General features: G+C 65.2%; 16 protein-coding genes. 14 read left to right on the top strand and 2 right to left on the bottom strand.

From position 1 onward, the window contains the following. The first annotated feature begins 19 nt into the window (after positions 1-19). The 13 genes from I6F28_RS26395 (at position 20) to I6F28_RS26335 (ending at position 14357) form a co-directional block, all read left to right on the top strand. Positions 20-655, top strand: a complete 636-nt coding sequence (locus I6F28_RS26395; RefSeq protein ID WP_225141900.1) for an arylesterase — start codon at positions 20-22, stop codon at positions 653-655. A 176-nt stretch (positions 656-831) separates the two neighbouring features. Further along, a complete protein-coding gene (gene thpR / locus I6F28_RS26390; protein WP_027572985.1) occupies positions 832-1368 on the top strand; it encodes an RNA 2',3'-cyclic phosphodiesterase in 537 nt (178 codons plus the stop codon). Positions 1369-1608: 240 nt separating this feature from the next. After that, positions 1609-2796 (top strand): cell division protein ZapE, encoded by a 1188-nt coding sequence (gene zapE / locus I6F28_RS26385; protein WP_036024610.1) that lies wholly within the window; start codon positions 1609-1611, stop codon positions 2794-2796. 240 nt (positions 2797-3036) lie between these two features. Beyond that, positions 3037-4005, top strand: a complete 969-nt coding sequence (gene mdh / locus I6F28_RS26380) for a malate dehydrogenase (protein WP_025032846.1) — start codon at positions 3037-3039, stop codon at positions 4003-4005. A gap of 204 nt (positions 4006-4209) precedes the next feature. Continuing rightward, positions 4210-5409 carry an ADP-forming succinate--CoA ligase subunit beta gene (sucC, locus tag I6F28_RS26375; protein ID WP_225141898.1) on the top strand — a complete coding sequence of 400 codons (1200 nt, stop codon included), beginning with the start codon at positions 4210-4212 and terminating at the stop codon, positions 5407-5409. 4 nt (positions 5410-5413) lie between these two features. Next, positions 5414-5893, top strand: a complete 480-nt coding sequence (locus tag I6F28_RS26370) for a DUF1579 family protein (protein WP_036008783.1) — start codon at positions 5414-5416, stop codon at positions 5891-5893. A gap of 36 nt (positions 5894-5929) precedes the next feature. Further along, on the top strand, positions 5930-6814 hold the full coding sequence (gene sucD, locus I6F28_RS26365) for a succinate--CoA ligase subunit alpha (protein WP_036008780.1): 885 nt from the start codon (positions 5930-5932) through the stop codon (positions 6812-6814). A gap of 137 nt (positions 6815-6951) precedes the next feature. After that, complete coding sequence (locus I6F28_RS26360; protein ID WP_036024619.1) at positions 6952-9909, top strand: 2-oxoglutarate dehydrogenase E1 component; 2958 nt, start codon at positions 6952-6954, stop codon at positions 9907-9909. Between the two features lie 163 nt (positions 9910-10072). Then, the gene (gene odhB, locus I6F28_RS26355) at positions 10073-11314 is read left to right on the top strand and encodes a 2-oxoglutarate dehydrogenase complex dihydrolipoyllysine-residue succinyltransferase (RefSeq protein ID WP_036008775.1); all 1242 of its coding nucleotides are present in this window, start codon (positions 10073-10075) and stop codon (positions 11312-11314) included. 11 nt (positions 11315-11325) lie between these two features. After that, positions 11326-11559, top strand: a complete 234-nt coding sequence (locus tag I6F28_RS26350; protein ID WP_036024626.1) for a hypothetical protein — start codon at positions 11326-11328, stop codon at positions 11557-11559. A gap of 25 nt (positions 11560-11584) precedes the next feature. After that, a complete protein-coding gene (locus tag I6F28_RS26345; protein WP_225141896.1) occupies positions 11585-12334 on the top strand; it encodes an SDR family oxidoreductase in 750 nt (249 codons plus the stop codon). Between the two features lie 57 nt (positions 12335-12391). Beyond that, complete coding sequence (gene lpdA, locus I6F28_RS26340; protein WP_225141894.1) at positions 12392-13792, top strand: dihydrolipoyl dehydrogenase; 1401 nt, start codon at positions 12392-12394, stop codon at positions 13790-13792. Between the two features lie 34 nt (positions 13793-13826). Then, on the top strand, positions 13827-14357 hold the full coding sequence (locus I6F28_RS26335; RefSeq protein ID WP_225141892.1) for a hypothetical protein: 531 nt from the start codon (positions 13827-13829) through the stop codon (positions 14355-14357). A gap of 189 nt (positions 14358-14546) precedes the next feature. Here I6F28_RS26335 and I6F28_RS26330 read toward each other — a convergent pair whose 3' ends face one another. Then, positions 14547-15134, bottom strand: coding sequence for a DUF4337 domain-containing protein (locus tag I6F28_RS26330; RefSeq protein WP_036008765.1), 588 nt, complete (start codon positions 15132-15134; stop codon positions 14547-14549). A gap of 85 nt (positions 15135-15219) precedes the next feature. Further along, positions 15220-16185, bottom strand: a complete 966-nt coding sequence (locus tag I6F28_RS26325) for a tyrosine recombinase XerC (protein ID WP_225141890.1) — start codon at positions 16183-16185, stop codon at positions 15220-15222. Positions 16186-16298: 113 nt separating this feature from the next. On the opposite strand from I6F28_RS26325, the gene I6F28_RS26320 reads away from it, so the two are divergent. Then, positions 16299-18503, top strand: a complete 2205-nt coding sequence (locus I6F28_RS26320) for a primosomal protein N' (RefSeq protein ID WP_225141880.1) — start codon at positions 16299-16301, stop codon at positions 18501-18503. Positions 18504-18623 lie beyond the last annotated feature (120 nt).

The following is an 18623-nucleotide window of genomic DNA, read 5'->3' as shown; positions in this document are numbered from 1 at the left end:
GAGGCGTTACGGATTGTTCATGCACATAGCCGTGTTGATGCTCGCCGTCATGACGATGGCGAATCCCGCTTGGGCGGGTGCGGCAAAGCCGGTCAAGCTCGTCGTCCTCGGCGATTCCTTAAGCGCGGGCCTTGGCCTTCCGGCCCAGGAGGCGTTCCCCCAAAAGCTTCAAAAAGCCTTGCGGGCCAAAGGCATAGAGGTCGACATGACCAATGCCGGGGTGTCCGGCGACACCACCTCGGGCGGCCGCGACCGGCTCGACTGGTCGGTGCCCGATGGAACTGACGGCGTCATCGTCGAGCTCGGCGCCAATGACGCGCTGCGCGGCATCGATCCCGACGTGGCGCGCGCCGCGCTGACCGACATCGTCCAGCGGCTCAAGGCGCGAAAGATTGCGGTCATGCTCTGCGGCATGCTGGCGCCGCCGAATTACGGCGCCGAATACGCCGCGCGCTTCAATTCGATTTATCCGGATCTGGCGAAGACATTCGACGTGCCGCTCTATCCGTTCTTCCTCGAAGGCGTCGCGGCCGAGGCCAAGCTCAACCAGGCCGACGGCATTCATCCGACCGCTGAAGGCGTCGACATCATCGTCGGCAGGATCATGCCCATGGTGGAGGCATTCATTGGCACGATCGCTGAGCAACGGCGTTGAAAACCAGGCAGCGCTAACCCTAATTCCCAGGGTTTTACCGGGGTGAGGCGCGGTGTGCTTCGCAGAGTCACACAACTGCGATAGGAATCAGGGTACCGGTGATTCGTCGCCGGCTCTAATTTGGATATGGTTCTCGCTGTTCGAGCACCGTACCCAAGCATCGGGAGTGCGAAACGATGCCGCGTTTGTTCACGGGTCTGGAAATTCCGGCCGAAATTGGCCAGTCGCTTTCCAACTTGAGAGGTGGCCTCCCCGGCGCCCGCTGGATCGATCCCGAAAATTATCACGTCACCCTGCGCTTCATCGGCGACATTGACGGGGCTTCCGCCAACGAGATCGCTTCGATGCTGTTTCGCGTCGACCGCAAGCCGTTCGAGGTGAAGGTGCAGGGGCTCACCAGCTTCGGCGGCCGCAAGCCCCGCGCGGTGGTCGCCACGATTGCGCCGAGCAAGCCGCTGATGGAATTGCAGGCCGAGCTCGAGCGCATGATGCAGCGGATCGGCCTCGACCCGGAGGGACGCAAGTTCATTCCGCACGTCACGCTTGCGAGGCTGCACGATGCCTCCGACCGCGACGTCGCCGATTATCTCTCGCTGCGCGGCTATTTCCCGAGCAAGGCGTTCATGGCCGAACGCTTCGTGCTGTTCTCCTCGCGCGCGTCCACCGGCGGCGGCCCGTATGTGGTCGAGGATGCCTACGAGCTGTGTGAGTAATTTCTTTCTTAACCTCTCCCCGCTTGCGGGGAGAGGTCGGATCGCTCTCGCGATCCGGGGGGGGGGGGACAGGTCTTTCGATGGATCTCATACGCGGATAGAGCCCCTCACCCCGACCCTCCCAGCGCGAGCGAAGCTCGTCGCGCCCCCGTAAGAACGGGGCGAGGGAGAAGAAACGCGCATACCTCTGACCCCATTTCACGGCTTGCAATTTCCGTCCGTCTCTGGCGGTAAAGAGCCATGCTCTCCACCCCAAATCCCTCATTCCGCGAGGCCTATCAGGCCGAGATCGCGTCCGGCGCGATCGAGCCGGATCCGGCGCAGGCCGAGGTCGCCGAGGCCTATGCGGCGCTGGACCTACGGCTTTCGACCTACAAGCCCACCCGCAAGCAGGGCCTGCTCAGCCGCCTGTTCAGCTCTGGTGACAAGGACGAGGCGCCGCGCGGGCTTTACATCCACGGCGAGGTCGGCCGCGGCAAGACCATGCTGATGGACCTGTTCTTCCAGCACTCATCGGTCGAGCATAAGCGCCGCGCGCATTTCCACGAGTTCATGGCGGACGTGCACGAGCGCATCTACGATTATCGCCAGAGCATCGCGCGCGGCGAGATCGCCGACAGCGACGTCATCGCTCTGACGGCCAATGCGATCTTCGAGGAGAGCTGGCTGCTCTGCTTCGACGAATTCCATGTCACCGACATCGCGGACGCGATGATCCTGGGCCGCCTGTTCGCCAAATTATTCGAGCTCGGCACCGTCGTGGTCGCGACCTCCAACGTCGCGCCCGACGATCTCTATAAGGGCGGTCTCAACCGCTCGCTGTTCCTGCCCTTCATCAAGCAGATCACCGACCACATGGACGTCGCGCGGCTCGATGCGCGCACCGACTTCCGCCTGGAGAAGCTGCAGGGCGTGCCGATGTGGCTGACACCGGCCGATGGCGATGCGGACGCCGCGCTCGATCGGGCCTGGAAGCGGATGACGGGCGGCGCCAAATGCCGCTCGCGTGACATTTCGATCAAGGGCCGCATTCTGCACGTGCCGTGCTCGGCCCATGGCGTGGCGCGATTCTCCTTCGCCGACCTCTGCGAGCAGCCGCTCGGTGCATCCGACTACCTCAGGCTGGCGCACGACTATCACACCCTCCTGGTCGACCATATTCCAGTGATGGACCTCTCCCAGCGCAACGCGGCCAAGCGCTTCATCACCCTGATCGATACGCTCTATGACAACGCCGTGAAGCTGATGGCCTCGGCCGACGCCAATCCGATCTCGCTCTACCTCGCGACCGATGGCACCGAGGCCATGGAGTTCAACCGGACCGCCTCGCGCCTGATCGAAATGAGCTCGGAATCCTATCTGGCGCTGCCTCACGGCCGCAAGGATTCCACCGCCAGCGGCTCGACCAAGGGCTTGGTCGAGACTTAAGTCCTATCCCCGCCGTCATTCCGGGGCGTCGCAAAGCGACGAGCCCGGAATCCATACTCCGGATGGTGGTTATGGATTCCGGGCTCGCGCTTCGCGCGCCCCGGAATGACGGCCGGGGTATGCTGGCTGCTATCTCGGCAAGCCCGACAATTGGGCATTGGGCGACTTGAACGGGGGAGACGAAAGGGATAACCACCCGTCTCAGTTTCCCCTCCTTACGTGTCTAAAGGACAGGTTCACATGGCGCGCGACAAGATTGCTTTGATTGGCTCCGGCCAGATCGGCGGAACGCTGGCTCACCTCATCGGCCTGAAAGAACTGGGCGACGTCGTGATGTTCGACATCGCCGAGGGCGTGCCGCAGGGCAAGGCGCTCGACATCGCGCAGTCCTCGCCGGTCGACGGCTTCGACGCCCACTACACCGGCGCGAACTCCTATGAGGCGCTCGACAACGCCAAGGTCTGCATCGTCACCGCCGGCGTGCCGCGCAAGCCCGGCATGAGCCGCGACGACCTCCTCTCCATCAACCTCAAGGTCATGGAGCAGGTCGGCGCCGGCATCAAGAAGTACGCCCCCGACGCCTTCGTCATCTGCATCACCAACCCGCTCGATGCCATGGTCTGGGCGCTGCAGAAGGCTTCGGGGCTGCCGCACAAGAAGGTCGTCGGCATGGCCGGCGTGCTGGATTCGGCCCGCTTCCGCTACTTCCTCGCCGACGAGTTCAACGTCTCGGTCGAGGACGTCACCGCCTTCGTGCTCGGCGGCCACGGCGACACCATGGTGCCGCTGGTGAAGTACTCCACCGTCGCCGGCATCCCGCTGCCCGACCTCGTCAAGATGGGCTGGACCTCACAGGCGCGCCTCGACGAGATCGTCGACCGCACCCGCAACGGCGGCGCCGAGATCGTCAACCTGCTCAAGACCGGCTCGGCCTTCTACGCCCCTGCCGCCTCCGCGATCGCGATGGCCGAGAGCTATCTGAAGGACAAGAAGCGCGTGCTGCCCTGCGCCGCCTATCTCAACGGCGAGTACAGCGTGAAGGACATGTATGTCGGCGTGCCCGTCGTGATCGGCGCCAAGGGCGTCGAGCGCGTGGTCGAGATCGAACTCGCCGGCAAGGACCGCGAGGCGTTTGACAAGTCGGTCGGTGCCGTGCAGGGCTTGGTCGATGCCTGCAAGAAGATCGCACCCGATCTTCTCGGCCGCTAAGGCAAAGCAATACCCGCCGAAGATCGAAACCCGGTCTTCGGCGGTTTCACTTCCGGACCCCGGCTGACCGGGGTGGGGTTCCGGTCTCGGCAGATCTCGATTGTCAAAGAATCCGGGTTGCAGTTCCTGTGGTATATGGTATGCCAGCCACAAGACTGAGGTGGGCCCATGAGGTCACCGCCCGCGGGTTCAGGGAGCGACCATATGAATATCCATGAATATCAGGCCAAAGCGCTGCTGCATGAATTCGGCGTTCCGATTTCGCGCGGCGTAGCGGTTCTCAAGGCCTCGGACTCCGACGCCGCCGCAAGACAGCTTCCCGGCCCGGTCTGGGTGGTGAAGAGCCAGATCCATGCCGGCGGGCGCGGCAAGGGCAAGTTCAAGGAGGCATTCGCCGGCGACAAAGGCGGCGTCCGCATCGCCAAATCGGTGGAAGAGGTCAACGAATTCGCCAAGCAGATGCTGGGCGCGACGCTGGTCACCGTGCAGACGGGACCTGCCGGCAAGCAGGTCAACCGCCTCTACATCGAGGACGGCTCCGACATCGACAAGGAATTCTACCTCTCGATCCTGGTCGACCGCGAGACCTCGCGCGTCTCCTTCGTGGTGTCGACCGAAGGCGGCGTCAACATCGAGGACGTCGCGCACAACACGCCGGAGAAGATCGTGACCTTCTCGGTCGATCCGGCGACCGGCATCATGGGCCATCACGGCCGCACGGTCGCGAAGGCGCTGAATCTGTCCGGCGACCTCGCCAAGCAGGCCGAGAAGCTCACCGCGCAGCTCTACGCGGCCTTCGTCGCCAAGGACATGTCGATGCTGGAGATCAATCCGCTGGTCGTGACCAAGCAGGGCGAGCTCCGCGTGCTCGATGCCAAGGTGTCCTTCGACGACAACGCCCTGTTCCGCCATCCCGAGATCGCGGTGTCGCTGCGCGATCTGACCGAGGAAGACGCCAAGGAAATCGAGGCGTCGAAATACGATCTCAACTACGTCACGCTCGACGGCAATATCGGCTGCATGGTCAACGGCGCCGGTCTCGCCATGGCGACGATGGACATCATCAAGCTCTACGGCATGGCGCCGGCCAACTTCCTCGACGTCGGCGGCAGCGCCAGCAAGGAGAAGGTCGCGGCCGCGTTCAAGATCATCACCGCCGATCCCAACGTGAAGGGCATCCTGGTCAACATCTTCGGCGGTATCATGAAGTGCGACGTGATCGCCGAGGGCGTCACGGCTGCGGTTCGCGAGGTCGGCCTGAGCGTGCCGCTGGTGGTCCGCCTCGAAGGCACCAATGTCGAGCTCGGAAAGAAGATCATCCGTGAATCCGGACTGAACGTGGTGCCCGCCGACAATCTCGACGACGCCGCGCAGAAGATCGTGAAGGCCGTCAAGGGAGGCTAGCGCCATGGCCCAGGACCATCTCGCCGCATCATCTCCGCTCCCCGAGCATGCGCGCCTCGCCGCATTCGCCGGCGAATGGGATGGTGAGGAGATGGTCTTCCCGTCGCGCTGGACGGCGGGCGGGCCGGCGACCTCGCGCACCGTCGCGCGCATGGATCTCAACGGGTTCTATCTGATCCAGGACTCGATCCAGATGCGCGACGGCAAGCAGGTCTTCGCCACCCACGGCATCTTCACCTTCGACCGCGACGACCGGACCTACAAATTGTTCTGGTACGACTCGCTCGGCTACACGCCGCCTTCGCCCGCCTCAGGCGGGTGGGCCGGCAAGACCCTGACGCTGGTGCGCGGCTCGCTCCGCGGCAATGCGCGCCACGTCTACGAGATCATCAATGAGGATTCCTACTCGTTGAAGATTCAATTCTCGCCGGACGCGGAAGGCTGGTCCGACGTCCTCACCGGCGTCTACCGCCGCATCCACTGACCCACTCACTCTGTTAGTTTCGCGAAAGCAGACCTCATGTCCATCCTGATCGACAAGAACACCAAGGTCATCTGCCAGGGCTTTACCGGCAAGAACGGCACCTTCCACTCGGAGGCCGCGATTGCCTACGGCACCAAGATGGTCGGCGGCACCTCGCCGGGCAAAGGCGGCTCGACGCATCTGGGCCTGCCGGTGTTCGACACCGTGCGCGAGGCGCGTGAGAAGACCGGCGCCGACGCGTCGGTGATCTACGTGCCGCCGCCGGGCGCAGCCGACGCGATCTGCGAAGCCATCGACGCCGAGGTCCCGCTGATCGTCTGCATCACCGAGGGCATTCCTGTGATCGACATGGTTCGCGTCAAGCGCTCGCTGCTCGGCTCCAAGTCGCGCCTGATCGGGCCGAACTGCCCGGGCGTCATGACCGCCGGCGAGTGCAAGATCGGCATCATGCCCGCCAACATCTTCAAGACCGGCTCGGTCGGCATCGTCTCCCGCTCGGGCACGCTGACCTATGAAGCGGTGTTCCAGACCTCCCAGGAAGGCCTCGGCCAGACCACCGCGGTCGGCATCGGCGGCGACCCGGTCAAGGGCACCGAGTTCATCGACGTGCTGGAGATGCTGCTCGCCGACCCCAAGACCGAATCGATCATCATGATCGGCGAGATCGGCGGTTCCGCCGAGGAGGACGCCGCCCAGTTCCTCAAGGACGAGGCCAAGCGCGGCCGCAAGAAGCCGATGGTCGGCTTCATCGCCGGCGTCACCGCCCCTCCCGGCCGCCGCATGGGTCATGCCGGCGCCATCATCTCCGGCGGCAAGGGCGATGCCGGTTCCAAGACCGAGGCGATGAAATCCGCAGGAATTACAGTGTCCCCGTCGCCCGCCCGCCTCGGCCACACGCTTGCCGAAAAGTTGAAAGGCTAATTCAGTTCTTCGTGCTTTTCCGGGCGAAGTTTCGCAGTAAATAGGGTAAAGGGTGCCTGTCGCGTCGAGCCCTGTCGGGGGAGCTCGGCGCCAGCGCCGTTTGTTATGCGCGAATCGAAATCGCCAGGAACTCAAGTATGTCTCGCCAGGACGCGAACGCAGCCTTTGCCCTGTCATCCTTTTTGCAGGGCACCAACGCCACCTACATCGACGAAATCTACGCCCGCTACCAGAAGGACCCGTCCTCGGTCGATGCCGAGTGGCAGGAGTTCTTCAAGAGCCTGAACGACGCGCCGGCTGACATCAGCAAGAACGCGGAAGGCCCGTCCTGGGAGCGCGACAACTGGCCGCTGACCCCGAAGGACGATCTGACCTCCGCCCTCGACGGCAACTGGGCCGAGGTCGAGAAGACGGTCGGTGGCAAGATCGCCGCCAAGGCGCAGGCCAAGGGGGCCGACATCTCCTCCGCCGACCTGCTTCAGGCGACGCGCGATTCCGTCCGCGCCCTGATGCTGATCCGCTCCTACCGCATGCGCGGCCACTTCCACGCCAAGCTCGATCCGCTCGGCATCGAAGCCCAGCGCAACCGCGAAGAGCTCGATCCGCGCACCTACGGCTTCAGCGAAGCCGATTTCGACCGCAAGATCTTCCTCGATCACGTGCTCGGCCTCGAATACGGCACTCTGCGCGAGATCACCGCGATCTGCGAGCGCACCTACTGCCAGACGCTCGGCGTCGAGTTCATGCACATCAGCAACGCGGCGCAGAAGGCCTGGATCCAGGAGCGCATCGAGGGACCCGACAAGGAGATCTCGTTCACGCGCGAAGGCCGCAGGGCCATCCTGCAGAAGCTGATCGAAGCCGAGGGTTTCGAAAAGTTCTGCGACACCAAGTTCACCGGCACCAAGCGCTTCGGCCTCGACGGCGGTGAAGCCCTGATCCCCGCGCTCGAGCAGATCATCAAGCGCGGCGGCAATCTCGGCGTGAAGGAAATCGTGCTCGGCATGCCGCATCGCGGCCGCCTCAACGTGCTGACCCAGGTGTTGGGCAAGGCCCATCGCGCACTATTCCACGAGTTCAAGGGCGGCTCGGCCAATCCCGACGCGGTCGAAGGCTCCGGCGACGTCAAGTATCACCTCGGCGCCTCCTCGGACCGCGAGTTCGACGGCAACCGCATCCACCTGTCGCTGACCGCCAACCCCTCGCATCTCGAGATCGTCGATCCCGTCGTGCTCGGCAAGGTCCGCGCCAAGCAGGACCAGCACGGCGATCCCCCTGATATGCGCATCTCGGTGATGCCGCTCCTGATGCACGGCGACGCCGCCTTCGCCGGCCAGGGCGTGGTTGCTGAATGCTTCGGCCTGTCCGACCTGAAGGGCTACCGCACCGGCGGCTCCGTGCACTTCATCGTCAACAACCAGATCGGCTTCACCACCTATCCGCGCTACTCGCGCTCCTCGCCCTATCCGTCGGATGTGGCGAAGATGATCGATGCGCCGATCTTCCACGTCAACGGCGACGATCCGGAAGCCGTCGTGTTCGCGGCCAAGGTCGCGACCGAATTCCGGCAGAAGTTCCACAAGCCCGTCGTCATCGACATGTGGTGCTACCGCCGCTACGGCCACAATGAGGGCGATGAGCCGGCCTTCACCCAGCCGGTGATGTACAAGCGGATCGCCGCCCATCCCTCGACGCTGACGCTCTACTCCAAGCGCCTGATCGCGGAAGGCGTCGTCACCGAGGGCGAGGTCGACAAGCTGAAGGCGGACTGGCGCGCCCGGCTCGATGCCGAGTTCGAGGCCGGCACCTCCTACAAGCCGAACAAGGCCGACTGGCTCGACGGCAAGTGGGCGGGCTTCAAGATCGCCGACCAGGAAGAGGATGCGCGGCGCGGCGTCACCGGCGTCGACATCGCCACGCTGAAGGACATCGGCCGCAAGATCACCAAGGTGCCGGACGGTTTCCGCGTTCACCGCACCATTCAGCGCTTCCTCGATAACCGCGCCAAGGCGATCGAGAGCGGCAACGGCATCGACTGGGCGACCGGCGAGGCGCTGGCGTTCTGCTCGCTGCTCAACGAAAACCACCACGTCCGCCTGTCCGGACAGGATTCGGAACGCGGCACCTTCTCGCAGCGCCATTCGGTCCTGATCGATCAGGAGGACGAGAGCCGCTACACGCCGTTCAACCATCTCGGCCACGAGCAGGGCCATTACGAGGTCATCAACTCGCTGCTGTCGGAAGAAGCCGTGCTCGGTTTCGAATACGGCTATTCGCTCGCCGAGCCGAACACGCTGACGCTGTGGGAAGCCCAGTTCGGCGACTTCGCCAACGGCGCGCAGGTCGTGTTCGACCAGTTCATCTCGTCAGGCGAGCGCAAATGGCTGCGCATGTCCGGTCTCGTCTGCCTGTTGCCGCACGGCTATGAGGGCCAGGGGCCGGAGCACTCCTCGGCGCGCCTCGAGCGTTACTTGCAGATGTGCGCGGAAGACAACATGCAGGTGGTCTACCCGACCACGCCGGCGAACTACTTCCACGTGCTGCGCCGGCAGCTGCATCGCGAGATCCGCAAGCCGCTGATCATGATGACGCCGAAGTCGCTGCTGCGTCACAAGCGCGCCGTGTCGCGGCTCGACGAGCTCGCGAAGGGCACGACCTTCCACCGCATCCTCTACGATGACGCCCAGATGCTGCCGAACGAGGCGATCAAGCTCGTCCCTGACGAGAAGATCCGCCGCATCGTGCTGTGCTCCGGCAAGGTCTATTACGACCTCTACGAGGAGCGCGAGAAGCGCGGCATCGACGACATCTACCTGATGCGAGTCGAGCAGCTCTATCCGGTGCCGCTGAAGGCGCTGGTGGCCGAGCTGTCGCGCTTCAAGAAGGCCGAGATGGTGTGGTGCCAGGAAGAGCCCCGCAACATGGGTGCCTGGCACTTCATCGAGCCCTATCTGGAATGGGTGCTGAACCAGGTGAACGGCGCGAGCCGGCGTCCGCGTTATGTCGGCCGCGCCGCTTCCGCCGCGACCGCAACGGGTCTGATGTCCAAGCATCAGGCTCAGCTGAAGGCGTTCCTGGACGAAGCACTGAGCTGAGAAGTTTTTTTAGGACTCTGTCATGCCCCGCGAAGGCGGGGCATCCAGTACTCCGCGGCTTTCGTTCTGATCACGAAAGTCACGGCGTACTGGATTGCCCGTCTTCGCGGGCAATGACGTATGAATTCATGACCGCTACCTGCGATCCCTTGAGGAAGAGACCATGACTGAAATTCGTGTGCCGACGCTCGGCGAATCCGTCACCGAGGCCACCATCGGCCGCTGGTTCAAGAAGGCCGGCGACCCCGTCGCCGTCGACGAGCCCTTGGTGGAGCTCGAGACCGACAAGGTCACCATCGAAGTCCCCGCGCCGACCGCCGGCACGCTGAGCGAGATCATCGCTGCCGATGGTGCGACCGTTGCCGTGGGCGCGCTGCTCGGTCAGATCACCGATGGTGCCGGCGCAGCCAAGCCCGCCGCCGCGCCGGCCAAGGCTGCGGCGCCTGCAGCTGCTGCCGCCGCTCCCGCGCCGGCTCCCGCTGCCGCGAAGGCGCCGCCGGCCGATGCGCCGCTCGCGCCGTCGGTGCGCAAGCTCTCCGCCGAGACCGGCATCGACGCCTCGACCGTGCCGGGCTCCGGCAAGGACGGCCGCGTCACCAAGGGCGACATGCTGGCCGCCATCGAGCGCGCCGCCTCGGCGCCGACGCCGGTCAACCAGCCCGCCGCCGCCGTGCAGGTCCGCAGCCCCTCGCCGGCCGATGACGCCGCCCGCGAAGAGCGCGTCAAGATGACCCGGCTGCGCCAGACCATCGCGCGCCGGCTCAAGGACGTGCAGAACACCGCCGCCATGCTCACGACCTTCAACGAGGTCGACATGACCAACGTCATGGCGCTGCGCGCGCACTACAAGGACGCGTTCGAGAAGAAGCACGGCGCCAAGCTCGGCTTCATGGGCTTCTTCACCAAGGCCGTCGTGCAGGCGCTGAAGGACATCCCGGCCGTCAACGCCGAGATCGACGGCAGCGACCTCATCTACAAGAACTACTACCACATCGGCGTTGCCGTCGGCACCGACAAGGGCCTGGTCGTGCCCGTGGTGCGCGACTGCGACCACAAGTCGATCTCCGACATCGAGAAGAGCATCGCCGATTTCGGCCGCCGCGCCCGTGACGGCCAGCTCAAGATCGACGAGATGCAGGGCGGCACCTTCACCATCACCAATGGCGGCATCTACGGCTCGCTGATGTCGACCCCGATCCTGAACGCGCCGCAGTCCGGCATCCTCGGCATGCACAAGATCCAGGAGCGGCCGATGGTCGTCGGCGGCAAGATCGAGGTCCGCCCGATGATGTATCTGGCGCTGTCCTACGATCACCGCGTCATCGACGGCAAGGAAGCCGTCACCTTCCTGGTCCGTGTCAAGGAGAGCCTGGAAGATCCGGCGCGCCTGGTGCTGGACCTCTAAGGGAGGCGACGATGGGGGAGCCGTCGCTCGCGCATGCGCTCATCTCCATGGTGCCGCTCCTGCTGACCACCCTTATCTTTTTCTTCTTTGCGATTCCGATTAGTCGCAGGAAAGGTAAGGGGGTCGGCTTCGCGGCCTTGTGCCTGATCCCGTTTCTCACGCCCTTCATTCTGTTCCATTTGATCAGCTTGACGGACAAGTCCGTGCTTGATCGCTTGGCGGCTCTTGAGGGCAGGACGTCGTAGTGCGCTCGAACTCGTGGGGATTGATGTGACGGATAAAGTCGTTGTCATCACCGGCGGCAGCCGCGGCATCGGACGGGCGACCGCGCTCGCGGCGGCCGCGCGCGGTTTTCGCGTCGTGGTCGGCTATGCCAGCAACAAGCAGGCCGCCGACGAGGTGGTCGCGCAGATCGCGGCCAGCAACGGCAAGGCCATCGCTGTGAAATGCGATGTCGCCGAGGAAAGCGACATCCTCAATCTGTTCAAGGAGGCCGACAAGTTCGGCACGCTCGGGGCGCTCGTCAACAATGGCGGCATCGTCGGCAAGAGCGGCGTGCGCGTCGACGAGATGTCGGCCGAGCGCATCCAGCGCGTGATGGCCGTCAACGTCACCGGCTCCATCCTCTGCGCGCGCGAGGCGGTGAAGCGGATGTCGACCAAGCACGGCGGCACGGGCGGCGTCATCGTCAACCTGTCGTCCGTCGCAGCGCGGCTCGGCGCACCCAACACCTATGTCGACTATGCCGCGTCCAAGGGCGCGGTCGATTCCTTCACCGTCGGCCTCGGCCATGAGGTCGCGGGCGAGGGCATCCGCGTCGCCGCGATCCGTCCCGGCCTGATCGACACCGACATCCACGCTACCGGTGGCGAGCCCGACCGCGCCCATCGCCTGGCCCATCTGGTGCCGATGAAGCGCGTCGGCACCGCCGATGAAATCGCCAATGCCATCGTCTGGCTGATCTCGGACGAGGCCTCCTACGTCACCTCAGCCATTCTCGATGTGTCCGGCGGACGCTGACGCGCCGCGCAGACGCTGAGCATCCTCACCACGCCTAACATTACGGGACTTTCTCTCATGGCTACCTACGATCTCGTCGTCATCGGCACCGGACCGGGCGGTTATGTCTGCGCGGTACGCGCGAGCCAGCTCGGCATGAAGGTCGCCGTGGTCGAAAAGAACGCGACCCTCGGCGGCACCTGCCTCAATGTCGGCTGCATGCCGTCGAAGGCGCTGCTGCACGCCTCCGAAATGTTCGAGGAAGCCGGCCATTCCTTCGCCAAGATGGGCGTCTCGGTCTCCTCGCCGAAGCTCGATCTGCCCGCGATGATGAACTTCAAGCAGCAGGGCATCGACGGCAACGTCAAGGGCGTCGAGTTCCTGATGAAGAAGAACAAGATCGACGTGCTCAAGGGCGCCGGCAAGATCTTGGGCACCGGCAAGGTCGAGGTCTCCGCCGACGGCAAGTCGCAGGTTGTCGAGACCAAGAACATCGTGATCGCCACCGGCTCCGACATCGCGCGCCTGAAGGGCATCGAGATCGACGAGAAGCGCATCGTGTCCTCGACCGGCGCGCTGTCGCTGGAGAAGGTGCCAGGCAGATTGCTGGTCATTGGCGCCGGCGTGATCGGGCTCGAACTCGGCTCCGTGTGGCGCCGGCTCGGATCCGAAGTCATGGTGGTTGAATTCCTCGATCGCATCCTGCCCGGCATGGACGGCGAGATCGCCAAGCAATTCCAGCGCATCCTTGAAAAGCAGGGATTTGCATTCAAGCTGGGCTCGAAGGTGACCGGCGTCGAGATGAACAGCAAGGCATTGCTTGCGAAAATCGAACCGGCTTCCGGCGGTGCCGCCGAGACCATCGAAGCCGACGTCGTGCTCGTCTGCATCGGCCGCGTGCCCTACACCGACGGTCTCGGCCTCAAGGAAACCGGTGTCGCGCTGGACGCGCGCGGCCGGGTGCAGATCGATTCGCATTTCGCCACCAGCCTGAAGGGCGTCTATGCCATCGGCGACGTCGTCGCAGGCCCCATGCTCGCGCACAAGGCCGAGGACGAGGGCGTCGCGGTCGCCGAGATCATCGCAGGCCAAGCCGGCCACGTGAATTACGATGTGATCCCCGGCGTCGTGTATACCACGCCGGAAGTGTCCTCCGTCGGCAAGACCGAGGAGGAACTCAAGCAGGCGGGCACGGCTTACACGGTCGGAAAGTTTCCGTTCACCGCCAACGGCCGCTCCAAGGTCAACCAGACCACTGACGGCTTTGTGAAGATTCTCGCGGACGCGAAGACCGATCGCGTGCTCGGCGTGCACATCATCGGTCGCGAAGCCGGCGAAATGATCCATGAAGCGTGCGTTCTGATGGAATTTGGCGGCAGTGCGGAAGATCTCGCGCGCACCTGCCACGCCCATCCGACGCGCTCGGAGGCCGTCAAGGAAGCCGCGCTTGCGGTCGGCAAGCGAGCCATCCATATGTAACGACGCGCCCAGCGCCGAACCGGGCGGGAAACACATGCTGCGCCGCCTTCTTCAACCGGTCTGGGTCGTGCTTGCGATCGTCTTCCTGATCGAAGCCTGGCTGTGGGATCATCTCGAGCCGATCGTCGCCAGGATCGTCGCAGCCATTCCGCTGGCGCGCTTCAAGCATTGGCTGACGGAGCGCGTCGATGCGCTCTCGCCGGCCATGACGCTGCTCGTGTTCGCGGTGCCCGTCGTCCCGTTGTTTCCGCTCAAGCTGGTCGGGCTGTGGCTGCTCGCGCATGAATACTGGACCGGCGCGTTCGTCACGATCGTGTTCGGAAAGCTCGTCGGCGTCGGTGTCACCGCTTTCGTGTTCGACGTCACGCGCGCCAAGCTTCTGGAGATGCGCTGGTTCGAGCGGATCTACGCCCTGGTGCTGAGGGTGCGCGCCAAGGCCGCCGAGCTGGTCGACCCGATCAAGCGCCGCATCCGCGAGCTGATCGCCGGCAACGGCGAGGGCTGGTCCTACCGCACGCTGCGTATGATCCAGCGCTTCAGGAAGAGCGTGCACCAGGCGCGGTGATCTTCGCCACCACAAGGACCGTCCGTAGCCCGGATGGAGCGCAGCGCAATCCGGGACAGGCGTCCCCGCTCTATCCTCCGTCATTGCGAGCGCAGCGAAGCAATCCAGTATCTTTCCCCGGAGGCAGTCTGGATTGCTTCGTCGCAAGGGCTCCTCGCAATGACGCGGTGAGAACCCGGCCTCAACACCTCAATGCAAATGCAGCAGATGCGGCCACCACAGGCCGAGCGCGGTCATGAACAGGCCGGCGATCGTCAGCGCGCCGCCGACATAGGCGAGCGCGATCATGCCGGTGATGATGGTGGCGGACGCCAGCACGATGCCGATCTGGAAGGCGGCCGAGGCCAGCTCGAAATGGTGGTATTTCGCGGTCGCCTCGTCGCGGGCGTGCTCGGCGTGCTTGGCCTTGTCCGCAAGCTGCTCGGTGCCTTCGCCGGTCTCGGGCTCGGAGCGGTAGCGCTGCGCGGTCTTGGTCCAGTCGTCGATCTGCTTCTGCACGGCGGGCTTCTGCGCCTCGGCCGCGGCGGCCAGTGTCAGCTTGCCCTGCTCCGCCGCGGTCACCACCACGGTGCGGCGGATGCTCTTGGCCTGGAAGAATGCCCAGAGATTGGCGGCCTCGACGTTCTTGCTGATCGATTCGGTCTGGGCACCCTTGCCGAGCGTCTCCGAGATCGCCAGGAACAGCGCCAGCACGGCGATCAGAAGAGCGATCTTCTTGTTCGAGCCGGACGCGTGTTCGGCGTGCTCGGCATGCTCCATGCTTTCATGTGCGCCCATATAATGTCCCTCCTGTGCCGGTTCCCACGATTTGACCGAACCGTGGGCGCTGTGCAAGAGGCACGCGAGCTATGACGAGAGTGTGTCAGCGCCGCGGATGGGCGCTGGCATACACCTCGAGCAGCCGCTCGGAATCGATCCCGGTATAGACCTGCGTCGTCGAGAGCGAGGAATGGCCGAGCAACTCCTGGATCGCGCGCAGGTCGCCGCCGCGCGAGAGCAGATGCGTGGCGAAGGAATGCCGCAGCGCGTGCGGCGTGGCGCTGTCGGGCAGCCCGAGCGCGCCGCGCAGCCGCTCCATCGCGAGCTGGATGATGCGCGGGCTCAAGGGGCCGCCGCGCGCGCCGACGAAGATCGGGCCATCCGCGGGCAGCGGATAGGGACACATCGCGACATATTCCTGCACCAGCGCGAGCACGTTCTGCAGCACGGGCACCATGCGGGTCTTGTTGCCTTTGCCTGTCACGACCAGCACGTCGCCTTCGCCGGGCTTCGGCACCTCGCGGCGCTTGAGACCCAGCGCCTCGGAGATGCGCAGGCCCGAGCCATAGAGCAGCGCCATCACCGCGGCGTCGCGTGCAAGGATCCAGGTCTCGCGCTCCTCGCCGGCGCGCTCGTCGGCATCGGCCAGACGTTTGGCCGAGGCCATCGGCAGCGGCTTCGGCAGGCTCTTGGCGACCTTCGGCGCGCGGATCGCCGACAATGCGCCGACCTTGCCCTTGCCCTCGCGCTCCAGAAAACGTCCGAACGAGCGCAGGCCCGCCAGCGCGCGCATCAGGCTGCGGCCGGCAATGTCGTCGGCCCGGCGCATCGCCATGAAGGCGCGCACGTCGGTGGCTTCCAGCGCTGCAAACCGTTCGAGCGTCACCCGCTCGCCCCAATGGGCACAGAGGAAATCCAGGCATTGCCGCAGATCGCGGCCATAGGCCTCCAGCGTCTTCGGCGACAGCCGCCGCTCGGCGCCGAGATGCGCCAGCCAGCGCGCCATCTCCTGCGCGATCGAGGGATCGGCGCTGGCGAGCTCGATGTGTGGGGCGGCCGCTTTGCTCATGCGCTCTGGACGTGGTGATTCCGCACAGTATATCGCATCACACTCGTTTATCGTTCGCTAAGGCCGCCGCGCGGCGCTAGCCTCAAAGCCTCAAGGTTCCGATTCCCCCGCTCATGGACCAATCGCCGCGCAAAGACACCGCCCCCGCCACCCGCATGGTCGACGTGCTGGTGCCGGTCGCGCTCGACCAGACCTATTCCTACAAGGTGCCGCGCGGCATGGAGCTGAAGGCTGGCGATCTCATCAGTGTGCCGCTCGGTCCGCGCGAGGTGCTGGCCGTGGTCTGGGGCGAGAACGCCAATCCCGATCCGCGCCTGCATAACCGCCTCAAGGAGGTCAGCGAGAAGCTCGACATTCCGCCGCTCAAGCCGGAGCTGCGCTCGGTGGTGGACTGGGTCGCCAATTACACGCTGAGCCCGCGCGGCATGGTGCTGCGCATGTGCCTGCGCATGGGCGAAAATCTCGGCCCGGAGCGGGTGCGCGCCGGCGTGCGCCTGACCGGCGATCCGCCGAAGCGTCTGACGCCGGCGCGCCAGCGTGTCATCGCGCTGCTGTCGGACCGGCTGCTGCACGGCAAGTCCGAGGCGGCCAAGGAGGCCGGCGTCTCCTCGGGCGTGATCGACGGCCTCGTCGATGAAGGCACGCTCACGGTTGAGCCAATGCCGCCGCCGCCTCCGCCGCCGGCACCCGATCCGGAATTCGGCCGGCCGGATTTTTCGCCGCTGCAGCGTGCCGGTGTGGATGCGATGCGCGCGCTCGCGGCCAATGGCACCTTCCATGTCGCGCTGCTCGACGGCGTCACCGGCTCGGGCAAGACCGAGGTCTATTTCGAAGCGGTCGCCGAGGTGATCCGCCGCGGCAAGCAGGCGCTGATCCTGATGCCGGAGATCGCGCTGACCGGCCAGTTCCTCGATCGCTTCGCGCAGCGTTTTGGCGTGCGGCCGATCGAATGGCATTCCGAGCTCACCCCGCGCACCCGCGCGCGCAATTGGGCCGCGATCTCCGAAGGTTCGGCGCCGGTCGTGGTCGGCGCGCGTTCGGCGCTGTTTCTCCCTTACGCCAATCTTGGCCTCATCGTCGTCGATGAGGAGCACGACCAGGCCTACAAGCAGGACGACGGCGTGCACTACCACGCCCGTGACATGGCGGTGGTGCGCGGGCATATCGCAAAAATCCCGGTTGTGCTGGCCTCCGCGACGCCGTCGGTCGAATCCGAGGTCAATGCGCGCAAGAGCCGCTATCAGCGCATCGCGCTGCCCTCGCGCTTCGGCGGCCAGCACATGCCGCATATCGAGGCCATCGACCTGCGCCGCGAGCCGCCCGCGCGCGGCCGCTTCATCTCGCCGCGGCTCGCCGGCGAGATCAGGACCGCGATCGAGCGGCGCGAGCAGGCGCTGTTGTTCCTCAATCGCCGCGGCTATGCGCCGCTGACGCTGTGCCGTGCTTGCGGCCATCGCTTCGCCTGCACCATCTGCGATGCCTGGCTGGTCGATCATCGCTTTCGCCAGCGCCTCGTCTGCCATCATTGCGGCTTCTCGATGCCGCGCCCGCACATCTGCCCAAACTGTTCGGCCGAGGAATCGCTGGTCGCGGTCGGCCCCGGCGTCGAGCGCCTGCAGGAGGAGGCGGCCGCGTTGTTCCCGCAAGCCCGCACCATGGTGCTGTCGAGCGATCTCATCACCTCGATCGAGACGATGCGAAGCGAGCTCGCCGAGATCGCGGAGGGCCGCGTCGACATCATCATCGGCACGCAGCTCGTGGCCAAAGGGCACAACTTCCCGCGGCTCAATCTGGTCGGCGTCGTCGATGCCGATCTTGGCCTTTCCAACGGCGATCCGCGTGCGGCCGAGCGTACCTGGCAATTGCTCAACCAGGTGATCGGCCGCGCCGGGCGCGAGCAGGGCCGCGGCGTCGGCTATCTCCAGACCCATCAGCCCGACCATCCCGTGATGCGGGCGCTGATCGCCTGCGACCGCGAGGCCTTCTACGACAGCGAGATCGAGCTGCGCGAAAAGACGCTCTATCCGCCGTTCGGCCGGCTCGCCAGCCTCATCATCTCTGCCGGCGATCGCCCGGGCGCCGAAGGCTTCGGCCGCAAGCTCGTCGCGCTCGCGCCGCGCGACGAGCGCGTCGTCGTGCTCGGCCCCGCCGAAGCGCCGCTCGCCGTCATCAAGGGCCGCTACCGCTTCCGCATCCTGGTGAAATCGGCGCGCGGTTTCGACCTGTCGGACTACTTGCGCAACTGGCTCGCGGTCTGCCCGAAGCCGACAGGCAATCTGAAGCTGGAAGTCGACGTCGATCCGCAGAGCTTTTTGTAGGGCCACCGCAGCCATACCCTCCGCTGTCATTCCGGGGCGCGCGTAGCGCGAGCCCGGAATCCATCGGGCGGCAGAGTTTGTGGATGAATCGATTCCGGGTTCGCGCTCCGCGCGCCCCGG

The organism is Bradyrhizobium sp. NBAIM14, from assembly GCF_020193895.1.
GTDB lineage: Bacteria > Pseudomonadota > Alphaproteobacteria > Rhizobiales > Xanthobacteraceae > Bradyrhizobium > Bradyrhizobium yuanmingense.
Note: the sequence above shows the minus strand (reverse complement) of the source record. Positions and strands in the feature narration are given on the sequence as shown.

Bases quoted from the DNA above. Each gene is read 5' to 3' on its own strand.
- I6F28_RS26370 (WP_036008783.1), top strand. From the start codon at position 5,414: ATGGCCCAGGACCATCTCGCCGCATCATCTCCGCTCCCCGAGCATGCG.
- sucD (WP_036008780.1), top strand. From the start codon at position 5,930: ATGTCCATCCTGATCGACAAGAACACCAAGGTCATCTGCCAGGGCTTT.
- I6F28_RS26335 (WP_225141892.1), top strand. From the start codon at position 13,827: ATGCTGCGCCGCCTTCTTCAACCGGTCTGGGTCGTGCTTGCGATCGTC.
- sucC (WP_225141898.1), top strand. From the start codon at position 4,210: ATGAATATCCATGAATATCAGGCCAAAGCGCTGCTGCATGAATTCGGC.
- I6F28_RS26320 (WP_225141880.1), top strand. From the start codon at position 16,299: ATGGACCAATCGCCGCGCAAAGACACCGCCCCCGCCACCCGCATGGTC.
- I6F28_RS26330 (WP_036008765.1), bottom strand. From the start codon at position 15,134: ATGGGCGCACATGAAAGCATGGAGCATGCCGAGCACGCCGAACACGCG.
- I6F28_RS26360 (WP_036024619.1), top strand. From the start codon at position 6,952: ATGTCTCGCCAGGACGCGAACGCAGCCTTTGCCCTGTCATCCTTTTTG.
- I6F28_RS26325 (WP_225141890.1), bottom strand. From the start codon at position 16,185: ATGAGCAAAGCGGCCGCCCCACACATCGAGCTCGCCAGCGCCGATCCC.
- lpdA (WP_225141894.1), top strand. From the start codon at position 12,392: ATGGCTACCTACGATCTCGTCGTCATCGGCACCGGACCGGGCGGTTAT.
- thpR (WP_027572985.1), top strand. From the start codon at position 832: ATGCCGCGTTTGTTCACGGGTCTGGAAATTCCGGCCGAAATTGGCCAG.
- odhB (WP_036008775.1), top strand. From the start codon at position 10,073: ATGACTGAAATTCGTGTGCCGACGCTCGGCGAATCCGTCACCGAGGCC.
- zapE (WP_036024610.1), top strand. From the start codon at position 1,609: ATGCTCTCCACCCCAAATCCCTCATTCCGCGAGGCCTATCAGGCCGAG.
- mdh (WP_025032846.1), top strand. From the start codon at position 3,037: ATGGCGCGCGACAAGATTGCTTTGATTGGCTCCGGCCAGATCGGCGGA.
- I6F28_RS26350 (WP_036024626.1), top strand. From the start codon at position 11,326: ATGGGGGAGCCGTCGCTCGCGCATGCGCTCATCTCCATGGTGCCGCTC.
- I6F28_RS26395 (WP_225141900.1), top strand. From the start codon at position 20: ATGCACATAGCCGTGTTGATGCTCGCCGTCATGACGATGGCGAATCCC.